General features: G+C 74.6%; 15 protein-coding genes. All 15 read left to right on the top strand.

Features of this window, described 5'->3' with window-relative positions; all coding sequences use genetic code 11:
- Positions 1–5: 5 nt before the first annotated feature.
- The 15 genes from WD794_16400 (at position 6) to WD794_16330 (ending at position 15,804) form a co-directional block, all read left to right on the top strand.
- Positions 6–1,514 carry a UDP-N-acetylmuramoyl-L-alanyl-D-glutamate--2,6-diaminopimelate ligase gene (locus WD794_16400; protein ID MEX2291893.1) on the top strand — a complete coding sequence of 503 codons (1,509 nt, stop codon included), beginning with the start codon at positions 6–8 and terminating at the stop codon, positions 1,512–1,514.
- Positions 1,511–2,953: a UDP-N-acetylmuramoyl-tripeptide--D-alanyl-D-alanine ligase gene (gene murF / locus WD794_16395; GenBank protein ID MEX2291892.1), complete on the top strand. Its 1,443-nt coding sequence runs from the start codon at positions 1,511–1,513 to the stop codon at positions 2,951–2,953. Before WD794_16400 ends, murF begins: the two co-directional genes overlap by 4 nt.
- Complete coding sequence (gene mraY, locus WD794_16390) at positions 2,950–4,035, top strand: phospho-N-acetylmuramoyl-pentapeptide-transferase (GenBank protein MEX2291891.1); 1,086 nt, start codon at positions 2,950–2,952, stop codon at positions 4,033–4,035. The genes murF and mraY overlap by 4 nt, the downstream gene beginning before the upstream one ends.
- Positions 4,035–5,417: a UDP-N-acetylmuramoyl-L-alanine--D-glutamate ligase gene (gene murD, locus WD794_16385; GenBank protein MEX2291890.1), complete on the top strand. Its 1,383-nt coding sequence runs from the start codon at positions 4,035–4,037 to the stop codon at positions 5,415–5,417. The genes mraY and murD overlap by 1 nt, the downstream gene beginning before the upstream one ends.
- Positions 5,414–6,751: a putative lipid II flippase FtsW gene (gene ftsW / locus WD794_16380; protein MEX2291889.1), complete on the top strand. Its 1,338-nt coding sequence runs from the start codon at positions 5,414–5,416 to the stop codon at positions 6,749–6,751. Before murD ends, ftsW begins: the two co-directional genes overlap by 4 nt.
- On the top strand, positions 6,748–7,839 hold the full coding sequence (murG, locus tag WD794_16375; protein ID MEX2291888.1) for an undecaprenyldiphospho-muramoylpentapeptide beta-N-acetylglucosaminyltransferase: 1,092 nt from the start codon (positions 6,748–6,750) through the stop codon (positions 7,837–7,839). Before ftsW ends, murG begins: the two co-directional genes overlap by 4 nt.
- Positions 7,836–9,224: a UDP-N-acetylmuramate--L-alanine ligase gene (gene murC, locus WD794_16370; protein ID MEX2291887.1), complete on the top strand. Its 1,389-nt coding sequence runs from the start codon at positions 7,836–7,838 to the stop codon at positions 9,222–9,224. Before murG ends, murC begins: the two co-directional genes overlap by 4 nt.
- Positions 9,221–9,973 (top strand): FtsQ-type POTRA domain-containing protein, encoded by a 753-nt coding sequence (locus WD794_16365; GenBank protein ID MEX2291886.1) that lies wholly within the window; start codon positions 9,221–9,223, stop codon positions 9,971–9,973. Before murC ends, WD794_16365 begins: the two co-directional genes overlap by 4 nt.
- 70 nt (positions 9,974–10,043) lie before the next feature.
- On the top strand, positions 10,044–10,997 hold the full coding sequence (locus WD794_16360; protein ID MEX2291885.1) for a diguanylate cyclase: 954 nt from the start codon (positions 10,044–10,046) through the stop codon (positions 10,995–10,997).
- Between the two features lie 271 nt (positions 10,998–11,268).
- A complete protein-coding gene (ftsZ, locus tag WD794_16355) occupies positions 11,269–12,453 on the top strand; it encodes a cell division protein FtsZ (protein MEX2291884.1) in 1,185 nt (394 codons plus the stop codon).
- Between the two features lie 4 nt (positions 12,454–12,457).
- Positions 12,458–13,207: a peptidoglycan editing factor PgeF gene (gene pgeF / locus WD794_16350; protein MEX2291883.1), complete on the top strand. Its 750-nt coding sequence runs from the start codon at positions 12,458–12,460 to the stop codon at positions 13,205–13,207.
- Positions 13,200–13,892, top strand: a complete 693-nt coding sequence (locus tag WD794_16345; protein MEX2291882.1) for a YggS family pyridoxal phosphate-dependent enzyme — start codon at positions 13,200–13,202, stop codon at positions 13,890–13,892. Before pgeF ends, WD794_16345 begins: the two co-directional genes overlap by 8 nt.
- A 50-nt stretch (positions 13,893–13,942) precedes the next feature.
- Complete coding sequence (sepF, locus tag WD794_16340; protein MEX2291881.1) at positions 13,943–14,527, top strand: cell division protein SepF; 585 nt, start codon at positions 13,943–13,945, stop codon at positions 14,525–14,527.
- Between the two features lie 85 nt (positions 14,528–14,612).
- Positions 14,613–14,909, top strand: coding sequence for a YggT family protein (locus tag WD794_16335; GenBank protein MEX2291880.1), 297 nt, complete (start codon positions 14,613–14,615; stop codon positions 14,907–14,909).
- Between the two features lie 37 nt (positions 14,910–14,946).
- Positions 14,947–15,804, top strand: coding sequence for a DivIVA domain-containing protein (locus WD794_16330; GenBank protein ID MEX2291879.1), 858 nt, complete (start codon positions 14,947–14,949; stop codon positions 15,802–15,804).
- Positions 15,805–15,931 lie beyond the last annotated feature (127 nt).

The following is a 15,931-nucleotide window of genomic DNA, read 5'->3' as shown; positions in this document are numbered from 1 at the left end:
ACCTCGTGCCCGCGACCCCCGGCGGCGCGGACCGCACCCTGCGTCCCGCCCGCCCCGCCGCGCGGCCGCTGCCCGCCCTGCTGCCGCTGCTGCCCGCCCTGCGCGCCGACCGTCCCGTCGACGGCGTGCGGCTCACCGGCTGCACCCTGGACTCCCGGGCCGTGCTGCCCGGCGACCTCTACGCTGCGCTGCCCGGCTCCCGTGCCCACGGGGCGGAGTTCGCCGGCCAGGCGGTGCGGGCCGGTGCCGCCGCCGTACTCACCGATCCGGCCGGCGCGGCGCGCTGTGCGCCGTACGACGTTCCGGTCCTGGTCGCCGACGACCCGCGAGGGGTGCTCGGGGCGGTCGCCCGATGGGTGTTCGGGGAGCCGGGCGGGGACCTGCTCGTCCTCGGCGTCACCGGCACCAACGGCAAGACGACCACGGCGTTCCTGCTGGAGGCGGGGCTGCGGGCCGGCGGGCACGCCACCGGGCTGCTCGGCACGGTGCTCACCCGGATCGGCGACGAGGTCCTGCCCAGCGTCCGGACCACCCCCGAGGCGCCGGACCTGCAGGCGCTGCTGGCGGTCATGGTCGAGCGCGGCAGCACCGCGGTCGCGATGGAGGTCAGCAGCCACGCCCTCTCGCTCGGCCGGGTCGACGGCGTCGTCTTCGACGTGGCGCTGTTCACCAACCTGTCCCAGGACCACCTGGACTTCCACGCCTCGATGCAGGAGTACGAAGCCGCCAAGGCCTCGTTGTTCACGCCGGAGCGGGCCCGCCGCGCGGTGCTCAACGTCGACGACGCCGCCGGCCGCCGCATCGCGCGGGACACCCCGCTGCCGAGCGTGACCTACGGCGAGGACGCCGACTGGCGGGTCCGCGAGCTCGACCTGCGACCCGACGGCAGCCGCTTCCGGCTCCTGGGTCCGGGCGTCGACGTGCGCGCCTCGGTGCAGCTGCCGGGTGCGTTCAACGTCGCGAACGCCGTGGCGGCGCTGGCGACGTTGGTCACCGCCGGCATCCCGGTCGAGGACGCGGTACACGGGGTCGCCGGGCTCCCGGGGGTGCCGGGCCGGATGGAGCGGGTCGCCGTGGGCCAGCCCTGGCTCGCCGTCGTGGACTACGCGCACACCCCGGACGCGGTGGCGCGCCTGCTGGAGACGGTGCGCACGGTGACTTCGGGCAAGGTGGTGGTCGTGCTGGGCTGCGGCGGGGACCGCGACCGGGGCAAGCGGCCGGCGATGGGGCGGGTGGCGGCTGCGGGCGCCGACGTCGCCGTGCTGACCAGCGACAACCCGCGCAGCGAGGAGCCGGCCACGATTCTGGCCGAGATGGCCGCCGGCGCGCCCGATGCGCTGCGCGAGGTCGACCGGCGCGCGGCGATCGCGTTGGCCGTCGCGCTGGCGGAGCCGGGTGATGCCGTGGTGATCGCGGGCAAGGGACACGAGACCGGCCAGGAGGCCGGCGGGGTCGTCACGCCGTTCGACGACCGGCAGGTGCTGCGTGAGCTGATCCTGGAGGCGACGGAGTGATCCCGGTCCCGGTGGCGGACGTCGTGGCGATCACGGGCGCGGGGGGCGTGGGGGGCCCCCCCCCCCACGTCGCGGTGACCGCCGACGTGGAGGTCGACAGCCGGCTGGTGCGCCCGGGCGGACTGTTCGTCGCCCTGCCGGGCGAGCGGTCGGACGGCCACGACCACGCCGCCGCCGCGGTCGCCGCCGGCGCCGTCGCGGTGCTGTCCGCCCGTCCGGTCGCCGGTGTGCCCTGCCTGGTCGTGCCCGACCCGCTGGCGGCCATGCAGGCGCTCGCGCGGCAGCTGTGGGCCCGCGGCCAGGTGCCGTTCACCTTCGGGATCACGGGCAGCAGCGGCAAGACGTCGACCAAGGACCTGCTGGCGACGGTGCTGGCCGCCTTCGGCCCGACCCTGTCCCCGCCGGGGTCGTTCAACAACGAGATCGGGCTGCCGCTGACCGCGCTGCGCCGCGCGGCCGACACCCGCTTCGCGGTGCTGGAGTACAGCGCCCGGGGGGTCGGGCACATCGCCTTCCTGCGCGGCCTCGTGCCGCCGCACGCCGCGACGGTGCTCAACATCGGCTCCGCCCATCTCGGCGAGTTCGGCAGCCGGCAGGCCATCGCCCGGGCCAAGGGTGAGCTGGTCGAGGGCGCCGAGGGGGAGGACGGGCCCGCGGTCGCCGTGCTCAACGCGGACGACCCGCTGGTGCTGGGTCTGTCCGCCCGCACGACGGGGCAGGTGGTGACCTTCGGGGCCGGTGCGGAGGCCGACTACCGCGTGCAGGACCTCGAGCTCGACGAGGGGGGCCGGCCCCGCTTCCGGCTGGTCACCCCGTCCGGCGCGGCCGAGGTCGGGCTGCAGCTGCGCGGCGCCCATGCCGCGGTCAACGCCGCGGCCGTCGCCGCCAACGTGCTGGCCACCGGCTGCGCCGGCGCTCCGGTCGAGCGGGTCGCGCAGCTGCTCTCCGCGGCGCGCCCCGCCAGCCGCTGGCGGATGGAGGTGACCGAGCGTCCGGACGGCGTGACGGTCGTCAACGACGCCTACAACGCCAACCCCGAGTCGATGCGGGCCGCGCTGCAGACGCTGGCGGTGATGAGCGCCGGCAAGCGCCGCCGGACGGTCGCCGTGCTGGGACCGATGGCCGAGCTGGGGGAGGGCGCGCGGGAGGCACACCTGGACCTGGGACGGTTCGTCGTGCGGCTGGACATCGGCCAACTGGTGGTGGTCGGCGAGGACGCCGGCGGGATCCACGCCGGGGCGGTGCTCGAGGGCTCCTGGGGCTCGGAGTCGATCCACGTCCCGGACGTCGACGCGGCCGTCGCGCTGCTGCGGCAGCAGCTCGCAGCGGGTGACGTCGTGCTGGTCAAGGCTTCCCGCTCCGCCGGCCTCGAGCGGGTCGCTGCGGCACTGCTCGAACCGGACCTGCCAGGATCGTCCGCCGTGGAGGCCTCGCGGTGAGATCGGTCCTGATCGCCGCGATGACCGCGCTGCTCGTGTCGCTGCTGTGCACCCCCGCGGTGATCCGGCTGTTCCGGCACCGCGGCTACGGCCAGGAGATCCGCGAGGACGGCCCGAGCAGCCACGCCACCAAGCGCGGCACGCCGACGATGGGCGGCGCGGTGATCATCGGCGCGACCCTCGTCGGCTACGCCGTGGCCCACCTGGCCGTCGCGAGCCAGCCGGGCCGCGGCCCCACCGCCAGCGGGCTGCTCGTCCTGGGGCTGATGACCGGCCTCGGACTCGTCGGCTTCCTCGACGACTTCATCAAGATCCGCAAGCAGCGTTCGCTGGGCCTCAACGCCGCCTCCAAGTTCCTCGGCCAGCTCATCGTCGGCGTCGGCTTCGCCGTCGCGGCCCTGCAGTTCAGGAACAGCTCGGGCCTGACCCCGGCCTCGACCCAGCTGTCGTTCATCCGCGACTACACCGCGATCGGGCTCGGCTCGGTCGGTTTCGTGATCTTCGCCTACCTGATCATCACGGCGACCTCGAACGCCGTGAACCTCACCGACGGGCTGGACGGGCTGGCCGCCGGCTCCTCCATCATGGTCTTCGCGGCCTATGTCGTGATCGGCTTCTGGCAGTTCCGCAACTCCTGTGTGCTCCGGCCCGGCCTGGTCCAGTGCTACACCGCCCGCGACCCGCTCGACATCGCGTTGGTGGCCGCCGCCGCCATGGGCGCCTGCTTCGGCTTCCTGTGGTGGAACGCCTCGCCCGCGAAGATCTTCATGGGCGACACCGGGTCGCTGGCCATCGGCGGCGCCCTGGCCGGCATCGCGATCGTGACCCGTACCGAACTGCTGCTCATCGTGCTCGGCGGGCTGTTCGTCATCGAGACGCTCTCGGTGATCCTGCAGATCGGCGTCTTCAAGGCGACCCGAAAGCGGCTGTTCAACATGGCGCCGATCCACCACCACTTCGAGTTGGCCGGCTGGGTCGAGAACACCGTCATCGTCCGGTTCTGGATCATCGCCGGTCTGGCGGTGGCCTTCGGCCTGGGCGTGTTCTACGCCGAGTACCTCGCCACGGGCCCACTGCGTTGATCGTCGAAGGGCTGCCCGTCGTCGTCGCCGGCGCCGGGGTCAGCGGAGTGGCCGCCGCCCGCGTGCTGCAGGAGCGTGGCGCCCGGGTGACCGTCGTCGAGGCACGGCAGGATCGGGCCGAGCCGCTGCGCGCCGCGGGCCTGCAGGTGCTCGCCACCGACGCGCCCCCGCCCGGCACGGCGCTGGTCGTGACCAGCCCCGGCTGGCGCCCGGACTCCCCGCTGCTCGTCGCGAGCGCGGCAGCGGGGATCGAGGTGATCGGCGAGGTCGAGCTGGCCTGGCGGCTGCGCGGCGCCGCGGCGGCCCCCTGGCTGGCCGTCACCGGCACCAACGGCAAGACCACCACCGTCCGGATGCTCGCCTCGATCCTGGCCGCGGCCGGCCGCCGCACGGTCGCCGCAGGCAACGTGGGCCTGCCGCTGCTGGACGCGGTCCTGGCCGCCGAGCCGTACGACGTCCTGGCGGTGGAGCTGTCCAGCTTCCAGCTGCACTGGTCCAGCTCGTTGCGCCCGCACACCGCTGTCGTGCTCAACGTCGCACCCGACCACGTCGACTGGCACGGTTCGCTGCAGGACTACACCGCCGCCAAGGGGCGCATCCACGGCCCGGGCACCGTCGCGGTCTACAACCGGGAGGATGCTGCGTCCGTACGCCTGGCGGCCGCCGCCGCGGCGCAGGGGGCGGTGCGGGCCGGCTTCACCCTCGGCAGCCCGCGCGCGGGCGAGCTCGGCGTCGTCGAAAACCTGCTCGTCGACCGGGCCTTCCTCGACGCCGCGGGACGGGACGTCGCGGGCGAGGCCACCCCGCTCGCCACGCTGGACGACCTGCCGCTGCCCGGGGCCCACAACGTCGCCAACGCCTTGGCCGCCGCCGCGTTGGCCCGGTCCTACGGCGTGCCGGCCGAGGCGGTCGCCGCCGGGCTGCGGGAGGTCGCACCCGGGCCGCACCGCAACACCCTGGTGACGACCGCCGCCGGCGTCGGATGGGTCGACGACAGCAAGGCCACCAATCCGCACGCCGCCGCCGCGAGCCTGGCCGCCTACCCGTCGGTCGTGTGGGTGGCCGGCGGGCTGCTCAAGGGCGCCGACGTCGACGAGCTGGTGCGGGAGGCCGCCGACCGGCTGCGGGCCGTCGTGCTGCTGGGCACCGATCGTGCGCAGTTCGCCGAGGCGCTCCGGCGACACGCGCCCGAGATCCCCGTCGTGGAGGTCGAGCGGCTCGACACTGGAGCCATGCTCGATGCCGTCTCCGCCGCGCGCGGACTCGCCCGGCCGGGGGACACCGTCCTGCTCGCGCCGGCTGCCGCCTCGATGGACTGCTTCCGCGACTACAACGAGCGCGGCGAGCTGTTCGCCCGCGCCGTCACCGGGACGTCCTCATGAGGGCTCCCTCGACCGCGTCCGCCGAGCAGGACGTCGGTCCGGCGCGGGTGCCGGTGCTGCTCCGGCCCCTGGCCAGCTACCACCTGCTGCTGGCCAGCACGCTGCTGCTGCTCGTCCTCGGGCTGGTCATGGTGTTCTCGGCGTCCAGCCTGCGCTCCTACGCCACGACCGGCTCGCTGTTCGCCACCGGCATCAAGCAGGCGACGTTCATCTCGCTCGGGCTGCCGCTGATGTTCGCGGCCTCGCGGCTGCCGGTCCGGTTCTACCGGGCCGCGGCCTACCCGCTGCTGCTGACGTCGCTGGCGCTGCTCGTCGCCGTTCTGCTACCGGGGGTCGGCAGGCAGGTCAACGGCGCGACCAGCTGGATCCCGTTGCCGCTCGGCTTCAACCTGCAGCCGGCCGAGCTGGTGAAGCTGGCGCTCGTGCTGTGGGGGGCGGACCTGTTGGTCCGCAAGCGGCGGCTGCTGGACATCCGGATGCACCTGCTCGTCCCCCTCGTCCCCGTCACCGGGGCCGTGCTGCTGCTGGTGATGCTCCAGCCCGACTTCGGCACCGCGGTCTCGATCGCGACCGTCGTGATCGCGCTGCTGTGGGTCGTCGGCACCCCGCTGCGGATCTTCGGCGTGCTCGTCGGTGCCCTCGTCAGCGGCGCGATGTTCCTGGCGATCACGACCCCGCACCGGCTCGAGCGGCTGATGTCGTTCCGCGACCCGTTCGCCGATCCCGAGAACACCGGCTACCAGGCGGTCCAGGGTTTCTACGCGCTGTCCTCCGGCGGCCTGTTCGGCCTCGGCCTCGGCGCCAGCCGGGAGAAGTGGTCGGGCGGGCTGCCCGAGGCGCACACCGACTACGTCTTCGCGATCATCGGCGAGGAGCTCGGCCTGCTCGGCACGCTCACCGTCGTCGGGTTGTTCGCGGTGCTGATCTACTCCTGCATCCGGATCGCGCAGCACTCCGACGACCCGTTCGTCCGGCTGGCCACCTCCGGCGTCACCGCCTGGATCGGCTGCCAGGCGATCATCAACATGGGTGCCGTCGTCGGCCTGCTGCCGATCACCGGCATCCCGCTGCCGTTGGTGTCCTTCGGCGGCTCGGCGCTGCTGGTCACCCTCGTCGCGATCGGGATGCTGCTGTCCTTCGCGCGGCTCGAGCCCGGTGCCGCCGCGGCGCTCGCCGCGGCACCCACCCTGCGCGGTCGACTGCGCGGGGAGACCTCGGCCCCCGTCCGGTCCCGTACGGCGGGGCGGGCGCGCGCCGTCCCGCGCACCGGCGGGCGGGCAGGGGTGCCACGCACCGGTGCCCGCCGGACCGGCCCGGCACCCGGACGACGATGAGCCGGCCCCTGTCGGTGGTGGTGGCCGGTGGCGGTACCGCCGGCCATGTCGAGCCCGCCCTCGCGCTCGCCGACGCGCTGCGCCGCCGCGAGCCCTCCACCGTCGTCACCGCTCTCGGCACCGGCACCGGGCTGGAGGCCCGGCTCGTGCCCGCCCGCGGCTACGACCTCGCGGAGATCCCGCGCGTGCCGCTGCCACGCCGGCCGACGCTGGACCTGCTCCGGGTCCCGGGGCGGGTCGCCGATGCCGTCCGGCGTACCCGCGCCCACCTGGACCGGGTCGACGCCGACGTGGTGGTGGGCTTCGGCGGTTACGTCGCGCTGCCCGCGTACCTCGCCGCGCGCCGGCGCGGCACCCCGTCGGTGGTCCACGAGGCCAACGCCCGGGCCGGGCTGGCCAACCGGGTGGGCTCCCGGCTCACCCCCCATGTCGCGGCCGCGGTCGAGGGCAGTGGACTGCGCCACGCGCAGGTGCTCGGCATCCCGCTGCGCAGTGCCGTGGCCCGGCTCGACCGGGCCGCTGCACGCCCCGGGGCGCGGGCGACCTTCGGGTTGTCCGAGGGCCCGGTGCTGTTGGTGACCGGCGGCTCGCAGGGCGCCCGCAGCCTCAACGCCGCCGTCACCGGCGCGGCCGCCGAGCTGGCTGCCGCGGGGGTGCAGGTGCTGCACGTCGCCGGCCCCGCGCAGGTCGAGACGGTCCAGGCGGCCGTGGGGGAGCGGGCCACCCACCACGTGCTGCCCTACGTCGATCGGATGGAGCTGGCCTATGCCGCCGCCGATCTGGCCGTCTGCCGGGCCGGCGCGATGACCTGCGCCGAGCTGTCGGCGGTCGGTCTGCCGGCCGTCTACGTGCCGCTGCCGATCGGCAACGGCGAGCAGGTGCTCAACGCCCGGCCGGTCGTGGACGGCGGGGGCGGCCTGCTGGTGGAGGATGCCGGCTTCGACGCCGGCTACGTCCGCTCGACGGTGCTGCCCTTGCTGCTCGACGCCGCGCGGCTGTCGGCGATGGGCAGCGCCGCCGCCCGGCGCGGCCACCGGGACGCCGACGAGGCACTGGTCGACCTGGTGCTGGCGGCGGTGCACCGGTGAGCGAGCAGCTGGGCCGGGTGCACTTCGTGGGCATCGGCGGCGCCGGCATGAGCGGTATCGCCCGGGTGCTGCTGGCCCGCGGCGCCACCGTCTCCGGCAGCGACGCCAAGGACTCACGGGCGACGGCCGCGCTGCGGGTGCTCGGCGCCACCGTCCAGCTCGGTCATGACCCGGCCCACGTCGCCGACGCCGACACCGTCGTCGTGTCGACCGCCATTCCCCAGGACAACCCCGAGCTGCTCGCCGCCCGCGAGCGGGGGCTGAGGGTGCTGCTGCGGGCCGAGGCCCTGGCGGCCCTGATGGCCGGCCGCCGCGGCGTGGCCGTCGCCGGCACGCACGGCAAGACGACCACCACCTCGATGCTCACCGTGGCGGTGCAGCACTGCGGCGTGGACCCGTCCTTCGCCATCGGCGGCGACCTCAACGAGGCGGCCAGCAATGCCCACCACGGCAGCGGCACGCTGTTCATCGTCGAGGCGGACGAGAGCGACGGCTCCTTCCTGGCCTACCGCCCCTACTCCGCCATCGTCACCAACGTCGAGGCCGACCACCTGGACCACTACGGCGACGCGGACGCCGTCGAGCGGGCCTTCGAGCAGTTCGTCGGCACCGTCGACCCCGCCGGCTTCGTCGTCGTCTGCGCGGACGACCCCGGCGCGCGGCGGCTCGCGTCGTACGCCCGGGATCGCAGCGTCGACGTCCGCACCTACGGGACCGCCGCCGACGCCGACCTGCGGCTGGCCGACGTCACCGTGAGCGGCACCACCAGCCGGTACGAGCCGGTGCTGCGCGGCCGGCGGCTGCCGCCTGTGTCGCTGGGCGTGCCGGGGCGGCACCTCGCGCTGAACTCCGGCGCCGCGCTGCTCACCGGGATCGGCCTCGGCCTGCCCGAGGCGCTGCTCGTCGAGGGGCTGGGCGGCTTCACCGGCGTGCGCCGACGGATGGAACTCAAGGGGGTGGTGGCCGGCATCCGCGTCTACGACGACTACGCCCACCACCCCACCGAGCTGGTCGCGCAGCTGTCCGCTGCACGCGAGGTGGCCGGCTCCGGACGGCTCATCGTCGCCTTCCAGCCGCACCGTTACAGCCGCACGCTGGCCTTCGCCCGAGAGTTCGGCCAGGCTCTGGGGGCGGCGGACGAGGTCGTGGTCATGGAGGTCTACGCGGCCGGGGAGGAGCCGGTGCCCGGCGCGACCGGTGCGAGCGTGGCGGCCGCTGTCCCGCTGCCGCCCGCACGGGTGGTCTTCGAGCCCTCGTGGACGAGCGTGCCCCAGCAGCTGGCCGCCCGCGCGCAGGCCGGCGACCTGGTCCTGACCCTCGGCGCCGGCGACGTGACCGCGATCGGCCCCGAAGTCCTGCGGCTGCTGGCCGGAGCGGCCCCGTGACCGCGCCGGCCCGAGCGCGCCGGGTCGTGCCGGTGGCTCCGCGGCTGGCCGCCCGGGACCGGGCCGAGCGCGCGGCCCGCCGCGGCCGCATCCTGCGCCGCATCGGCAGTGTGCTGCTGGTCCTGCTGCCGCTGGCCGGTCTGGCGTGGGTGTTGCTGCTGTCCAGCTGGCTCGCGGTCGACCGGGTCGAGGTGATCGGCACGCAGCGGCTGCAGGCCGCGGCCGTCGTCGAGGCCGCCGCCGTCGCCCGCGGCACCCCCCTCGCCCGCGTGGACACCGGTGCCGTCGAGGACCGGGTGGCCGTCCTGGCGCCGGTCGGCGACGTGGCGGTCCGCCGCACCTGGCCCGGCACGCTGACCGTCGCGGTGACCGAGCGCACCCCTGCGGCCGGCGTCCTCCAGGACGGCGCGGTCACCCTCGTGGACGTCGGCGGCGTGCCGTTCGCCACTGAGCCCCGCCTGCCCCCGGGTGTCGTCCGGCTGCAGGTGCACACGCCGGCCGCGGACGACCCGGCCACCAGGGCGGCGCTGGACGTGCACGCGGCGCTGCCAGAGGCGCTCCGTAGCCGGGTGCGGATCGTGCGCGCGGCCTCGCCCGCCGCCGTCCTGCTGTTGCTGGCTGACGGGCGACAGGTCGTCTGGGGACGCCCCGGCGGCACCGCCACCAAGGCTGCGGCCGTGCTCGCCCTGCTGACCAAACCGGGGAGCGTCTACGACGTCAGCGCCGAGGATGTCGTCGTGGTGAGGTGACACCCACCGTGACGCAGTTGTGGCCTGCAGGTGCGCATCTCCGCGCCATTGGCGGGCAGATGTCCTGTCGATGACGACCTCCATGGACAGCCCGCAGGCGGCGCCGGCTCCCAGTGGGGAGCGCGCCGTGGCCGCGCGCGCGACGATGGAGGCGTTGACGTCCAGCCGGGACGTCTTCGAGACCTTCTTCGACGCCGCCCGGATCGGGCTGGCGCTGGCCGACCTCACCGGTAGCTACATCCGCGTCAACGAGACCTACGCCGCGCTGCTCGGCCGCGCGGCGGAGGATCTGATCGGCGTGCCGATCGCCGACGTCCTCGGCGGCGGTGATCCCGAGGCCTTCGACGACCTGCTCGCCGGGTGCACCCGCTCGGTGCAGGCCGAACGGCAGTACGTCCATGGCGACGGCGAGGTGACCTGGCTGCTGCACGGGCTGGCCTCCGTCGCCGGCCCCGACGGCAGCGTGGCCTGGTTCGCGGTGAGCGCGCAGGACATCACCGAGCGCCGGCGGGCTGAGCAGGACCTGCGCGAGCTGACCGCGGTGCTCACCGAGCGGGCGGTGCGTGACCCGCTGACGGGGCTGGCCAACCGCGCCCTGTTCGAGGAGCGGCTGCGCAGCTCGCTGGCCCGGGACGCCCGGTCGGGGGAGTCGACGGGGGTGCTGTTCCTGGACCTCGACAACTTCAAGGAGGCCAACGACCGGCACGGCCACGCCGTCGGCGACGCGGTGCTGCGCGCGGTGGCCGATCGGCTGACCGCTGCGGTCCGGCCGTCGGACACCGTGGCCCGGCTCGGCGGGGACGAGTTCGTGATCCTGATCGAGGGCGCCACGGACGCCTCGGCGGCTGCCCTGGTGCGCCGCCTGCAGGGGGCGGTCGCCGCGCCGATGCGTCTCCACGACCTCGACCTCACCATCGGGGTGAGCATCGGTGCGGCGGTCTCCCGGTGCGGTGAGGACGACCCACACGCGCTGCTGTCCCAGGCTGACGTGCGGATGTACGAGGCCAAGCGCGCCGCGCGTTGAGCATCGGACGGGGCGGCACAGCGGGCTCATCCGGGGCGGTGCGACCGTCGACAGCGAGTTTTCCGCGACACGCCGGTGCGGGCGGTTGACCCGCTCCGGCGGCTCGCTTAGCGTCCGGCTCGTCAGGTCCAGGTTGACATAACTCTAAGCGTGTCGTTGAGGTCGAGGGTTCGGCAAGGCTCCCGCGACCTCGCCCCGGACGGTCGCTGTCGCTGCGGCCGCCGGTGCTTGCCCGCCGTCCGTCCGCCCGCTCCGAGAGGCACCCCAACCCGTGGCAGCTCCACAGAACTACCTCGCCGTCATCAAGGTGGTCGGCATCGGAGGTGGCGGCGTCAACGCCGTGAACCGGATGATCGAGGTGGGGCTCAAGGGCGTCGAGTTCATCGCGATCAACACCGATGCGCAGGCGCTGCTGATGAGCGACGCCGACGTCAAGCTCGACATCGGCCGCGAGCTCACCCGCGGACTGGGCGCCGGCGCTCAGCCCGACGTCGGCCGGCAGGCCGCCGAGGACCACCGCGACGAGATCGAGGAGGTCCTGAAGGGGGCCGACATGGTCTTCGTCACGGCCGGCGAGGGTGGCGGCACCGGCACCGGTGGCGCGCCGGTCGTCGCCGCGGTGGCCCGCGGACTCGGCGCGCTCACCATCGGCGTGGTCACCCGGCCGTTCTCCTTCGAGGGCCGCCGCCGCGCCCAGCAGGCCGAGGAGGGCATCGAGGCGCTGCGCGCCGAGGTCGACACCCTGATCGTCATCCCGAACGACCGGCTGCTGTCGATCAGCGACCGGTCGGTGAGCGTCATGGACGCCTTCAAGAGCGCCGACCAGGTGCTGCTCTCCGGGGTCCAGGGCATCACCGACCTGATCACCACCCCCGGTTTGATCAATCTCGACTTCGCCGACGTGAAGGCGGTCATGAACGGCGCCGGCAGCGCGCTCATGGGCATCGGCAACGCCCGCGGCGACGACCGGGCGGCGGTCGCCGCGGAGATGGCGATCGCCAGCCCGCTGCTCGAGGCGAGCATGGACGGCGCCCGGGGCGTGCTGCTCAACATCTCCGGCGGCAGTGACCTGGGGCTGTTCGAGATCAACGAGGCGGCCCAGTTGGTCGCCGATGCCGCCCACCCCGAGGCCAACATCATCTTCGGTGCCGTCATCGACGACGCGCTCGGCGACGAGGTGCGGGTGACCGTCATCGCCGCCGGCTTCGATTCGGGCGAGCCCACCCCGATCCGACGGGTCGAGAGCCGCCGCCCACGGGAGCCGGAGGCCACGCCGCCGCCTGCGACCCCCGCCGCCCCGACCTTCAACCAGCGTTACAACCCCGGTTACAACCCCAGCTCCACCCGCAGCTCGCCGCAGCCGCCGCCCCAGCGCCCGACGCCGCAGCCGAGCAGCCCGCCGCGCCGCACCGTCGTGTTCGAGGACGACCTCGACGTCCCGGACTTCCTGAAGTAGGCCGGTGCTGGAGCTGCTGCCGGTCGGCCTGCCCGCGCCGGCAGCCGGCGCCTTCACCACCCGCGCCGGCGGGGTGAGCGCCCCGCCCTACGACGGCCTCAACCTCGGTCTGCACGTCGAGGACGATGGGCGCTGCGTGCAGGACAACCGCGACCTGCTGGCCGCGGCCGCCGGGCTGGCACCAGGCGGGCTGGTCTTCGCGCAGCAGGTGCACGGCGCCGGAGTCGCCGTCGTCGACCGCTCGTCCTCCTGGGGCCGCGACGGCGGCGTCGCGGCCGTCGACGCGCTGGTCACCACGACCCCCGGTCTGGGCCTGGTCGTGCTGGCCGCCGACTGCCTCCCGGTGCTGCTGGCCGACCCACGGGCCGGGGTGGTGGCGGCCGCCCACGCCGGCCGCGCCGGGTTGGCCCGCGGCGTGCTGCACGCGACGCTGCAGGCGATGGAAGCGCTCGGTGCCGAGCCGTCGCACAGCACGGCAGTGCTGGGTCCGGCTGCCTGCGGGAGGTGCTATGAGCTGCCGGCGGAGCTGGCCGACGAGGTCGGCGACGCGGTTCCCGGCAGCCGCGCGACGACCCGTACCGGCACGCCGTCGGTGGACCTCACGGCAGGCGCGACGGCGCTGCTGGCCGAAGCCGGGGTGGCCGTGCAGGCCGTCGGCGGCTGCACGATCGAGCAGCCGCAGCGCTTCTTCTCCTACCGCCGCGACGGCCGGACCGGGCGGCACGCCGGTCTGGTCTGGCTCTCCCGTGCCTGACCGCCAGGCCGTGCTGGCCGCTGCGCTGCACGCGCTCGAGCAGCGACTGGCGCAGGCCTGTCGCGCGGCCGGTCGCCGGCGCGAGGACGTCGTGCTGGTGGCCGTCAGCAAGACCTACCCGGCCGCCGACGTCGAGGCGCTGCGCGAGCTCGGGATCCGCGACTTCGGCGAGAACCGCGACCAGGAGGCCCGGCGCAAAGCCGGCGTCGTCGACGGGGTGCGCTGGCACTTCGTCGGCGGTCTGCAGACCAACAAGGCCCGCAGCGTCGCCTCGTACGCCGACGTCGTCCATTCGCTCGACCGCCCCGCTCTGGTGCAGGCGCTCTCGGCCGGGGCGCAGCGCGCCGGCCGAGAGCTGGACGTGTTGCTGCAGGTCAGCCTCGACGGCGACGTCACCCGTGGTGGCGCACCGTCGGAACAGGTTCCGGCGCTCGCCGCGCAGACCGCTGCGGCCCCCGGGCTCCGGCTCGCCGGAGTCATGGCGGTGGCACCGCGCGGGGCTGACCCGGCCGTCGCCTTCGCCGACCTGGCCCGCGTCTCGGCCGCGCTTCGCCGGGCGCATCCGCAGGCCTCCTCGATCAGCGCCGGGATGACCGGCGACCTCGAACACGCGGTCGCCGCGGGCGCGACACACGTGCGTGTCGGGAGCGCGTTGTTAGGCCGCAGACCGCCGACCAGCCGGTAGTCTGCGCGCCGAACACGACCGTCCGCATCACCTACCCGAGGGAGCCCGCGATGTCAGGCACCATGCGCAAGTTGGGCCTGTACCTCGGCCTGGTGGAGGACGACGAGGACATCCGTGACGGGCGGGACCGCCGCTACGCCGACGACGCCTACGACGCCTACGACGACGAGGACCTGCACGAGGTCGCCCCCCAGCCGAGCCCGGTGCCGAGCCGCCGGTGGAGCGGCGACGGGAGCACCAGCGCCCCCACCAGCGCCCTGCGCCGCCCGCCGGAGCCGTCCGGCACGGTGCGCACCCGTGGCGCCGTCGCCCTGGACACCCAGCTGCGTCCCGCGCCGGTCCCGGCCTTCGAGGAGGGCTACCGCATCACCACGCTGCACCCGCGCACCTACAACGAGGCCCGCCAGATCGGCGAGCACTTCCGCAGCGGCACGCCGGTGATCATGAATCTCACCGAGATGGACGACGGGGACGCCAAGCGTCTGGTGGACTTCGCGGCCGGTCTGATCTTCGGACTGCACGGCAGCATCGAGCGGGTCACCAACAAGGTCTTCCTGCTCTCTCCCGAGCACGTCGAGGTGACGGCCGAGGACAAGGCGCGCATCGCCGAGAGCGGCTTTTTCAACCAGTCCTGATCCGCGCCGCAGCCGTTACCGCCGCGGGACGTAGCCTCGTCGCAGGTCCGTACCGTCGTCCCCGTCCTCCAGGAGCCGTTTCACCGTGCAGGTCGTCGCGCAAGCCGTCTATTTCGCGCTGCTGATCTTCCTGATCTTCCTGATCCTCCGACTGGTCATGGAGTACGTCTTCCTGTTTGCCCGGTCCTATCGACCGGCCGGCGCCGTGGCGATCGTCCTGGAGTTGGTCTACTCGGTCACCGACCCGCCGTTGAAGGCGCTGCGCCGTGTGTTGCCGCCGCTGCGGCTCGGGCAGATCAGTCTGGACCTGGGCTTCATCGTGCTGTTCTTCGTCGTGACCATCCTCATGGATGTGGCGAGCAACGCTGCGCGGTCGGTATGACCCCTCCCGCCCCCGCTCTGGAAGAAAGAGTCGACCCGTGCCGCTGACTCCGACCGACGTCGCCAACAAGCAGTTCCGTATCGCCTTCCGCGGCTACTCGCTGGACGAGGTGGACGCCTTCCTCGACGAGGTCGAGACCGAGCTCGCGCGGCTGCTCCGCGACAACTCCGAGCTGCGCAGCAAGCCGGCGACCAGCGCGCCGGCGGCGCCCGTCGAGCAGGCCGCTCCGGCGCCGGTGCTCAGCGGGATGGAGGGCCAGGAGGCCGCCCTGCGTACCCTGCTGCTGGCCCAGCGCACGGCCGACGAGGCGATCGCCGAGGCGCGCGCCGAGGCCGAGCAGATGGTGGGCTCCGCCCGGGCCGAGGCCGAGGAGACGCTGCAGTCCGCCCGGGCCGAGGCCGAGCAGACGCTGTCCCGCTCGCGGCAGGAGGCGGAGCGCACCCTGGCCGAGTCCCGGCAGAAGGCGGCGCGGCTGGACCAGGATGTCGCCGCGAAGATCCACGAAGCGACCGGCGATCTCGAGGCCCGTCGCCGCGCTCTCGAGGTCCGCATCGAGGAGCTGCGCGCCTTCGAGCGGGAGTACCGCACCCGCCTCAAGGCCTACCTCGAGACCCAGCTGCGCGAGCTGGGTTCCGGCAGCGGCCCGGACGACAGCGGCGCCGGTGTCCCGGCCGGTGCCCGGGCTGCGGCCGTGGGTGGCGGCGCCGGCAGCTCCCCCGCCGCCCGTGAGCAGGACGCTCCGCACGGCCCGCCCCGGGAGGCCGGAGCTCCCGCCGGACAGCCGCGGGCGGTCCCGCCGCTGTCCAGCGGCAGCGCGCCCGTCGGACCCTTCAACGCCGCTCCCTCGGCCGGCGACGCCGACGACGGGAGCCCGGACGACTGGGCTGGCCGGTAGAGGCGACGCAGCCCGCCGCGTCGGCCGCCCCCCCCCCCCCCCCCGGCCGCCCCCCCCCGGGGGCGGCCGAAGCCCGACGACCCAGGCCCAGCCGATCAGCAGGGGCGCGACCGCCGCGTTCTCCTTG

The organism is Mycobacteriales bacterium (assembly GCA_040902655.1).
Taxonomy (GTDB): Bacteria; Actinomycetota; Actinomycetes; order Mycobacteriales; family SCTD01; genus SCTD01.
The sequence above is the reverse complement of the archived record's forward strand: the minus strand, read 5'-3'. Positions and strand labels throughout refer to the sequence as shown.

Excerpts from the sequence above, each read along its gene's own strand:
- ftsW (MEX2291889.1), top strand. The coding sequence starts at position 5,414 with ATGAGGGCTCCCTCGACCGCGTCCGCCGAGCAGGACGTCGGTCCGGCG.
- murG (MEX2291888.1), top strand. The coding sequence starts at position 6,748 with ATGAGCCGGCCCCTGTCGGTGGTGGTGGCCGGTGGCGGTACCGCCGGC.
- WD794_16360 (MEX2291885.1), top strand. The coding sequence starts at position 10,044 with ATGACGACCTCCATGGACAGCCCGCAGGCGGCGCCGGCTCCCAGTGGG.
- sepF (MEX2291881.1), top strand. The coding sequence starts at position 13,943 with ATGTCAGGCACCATGCGCAAGTTGGGCCTGTACCTCGGCCTGGTGGAG.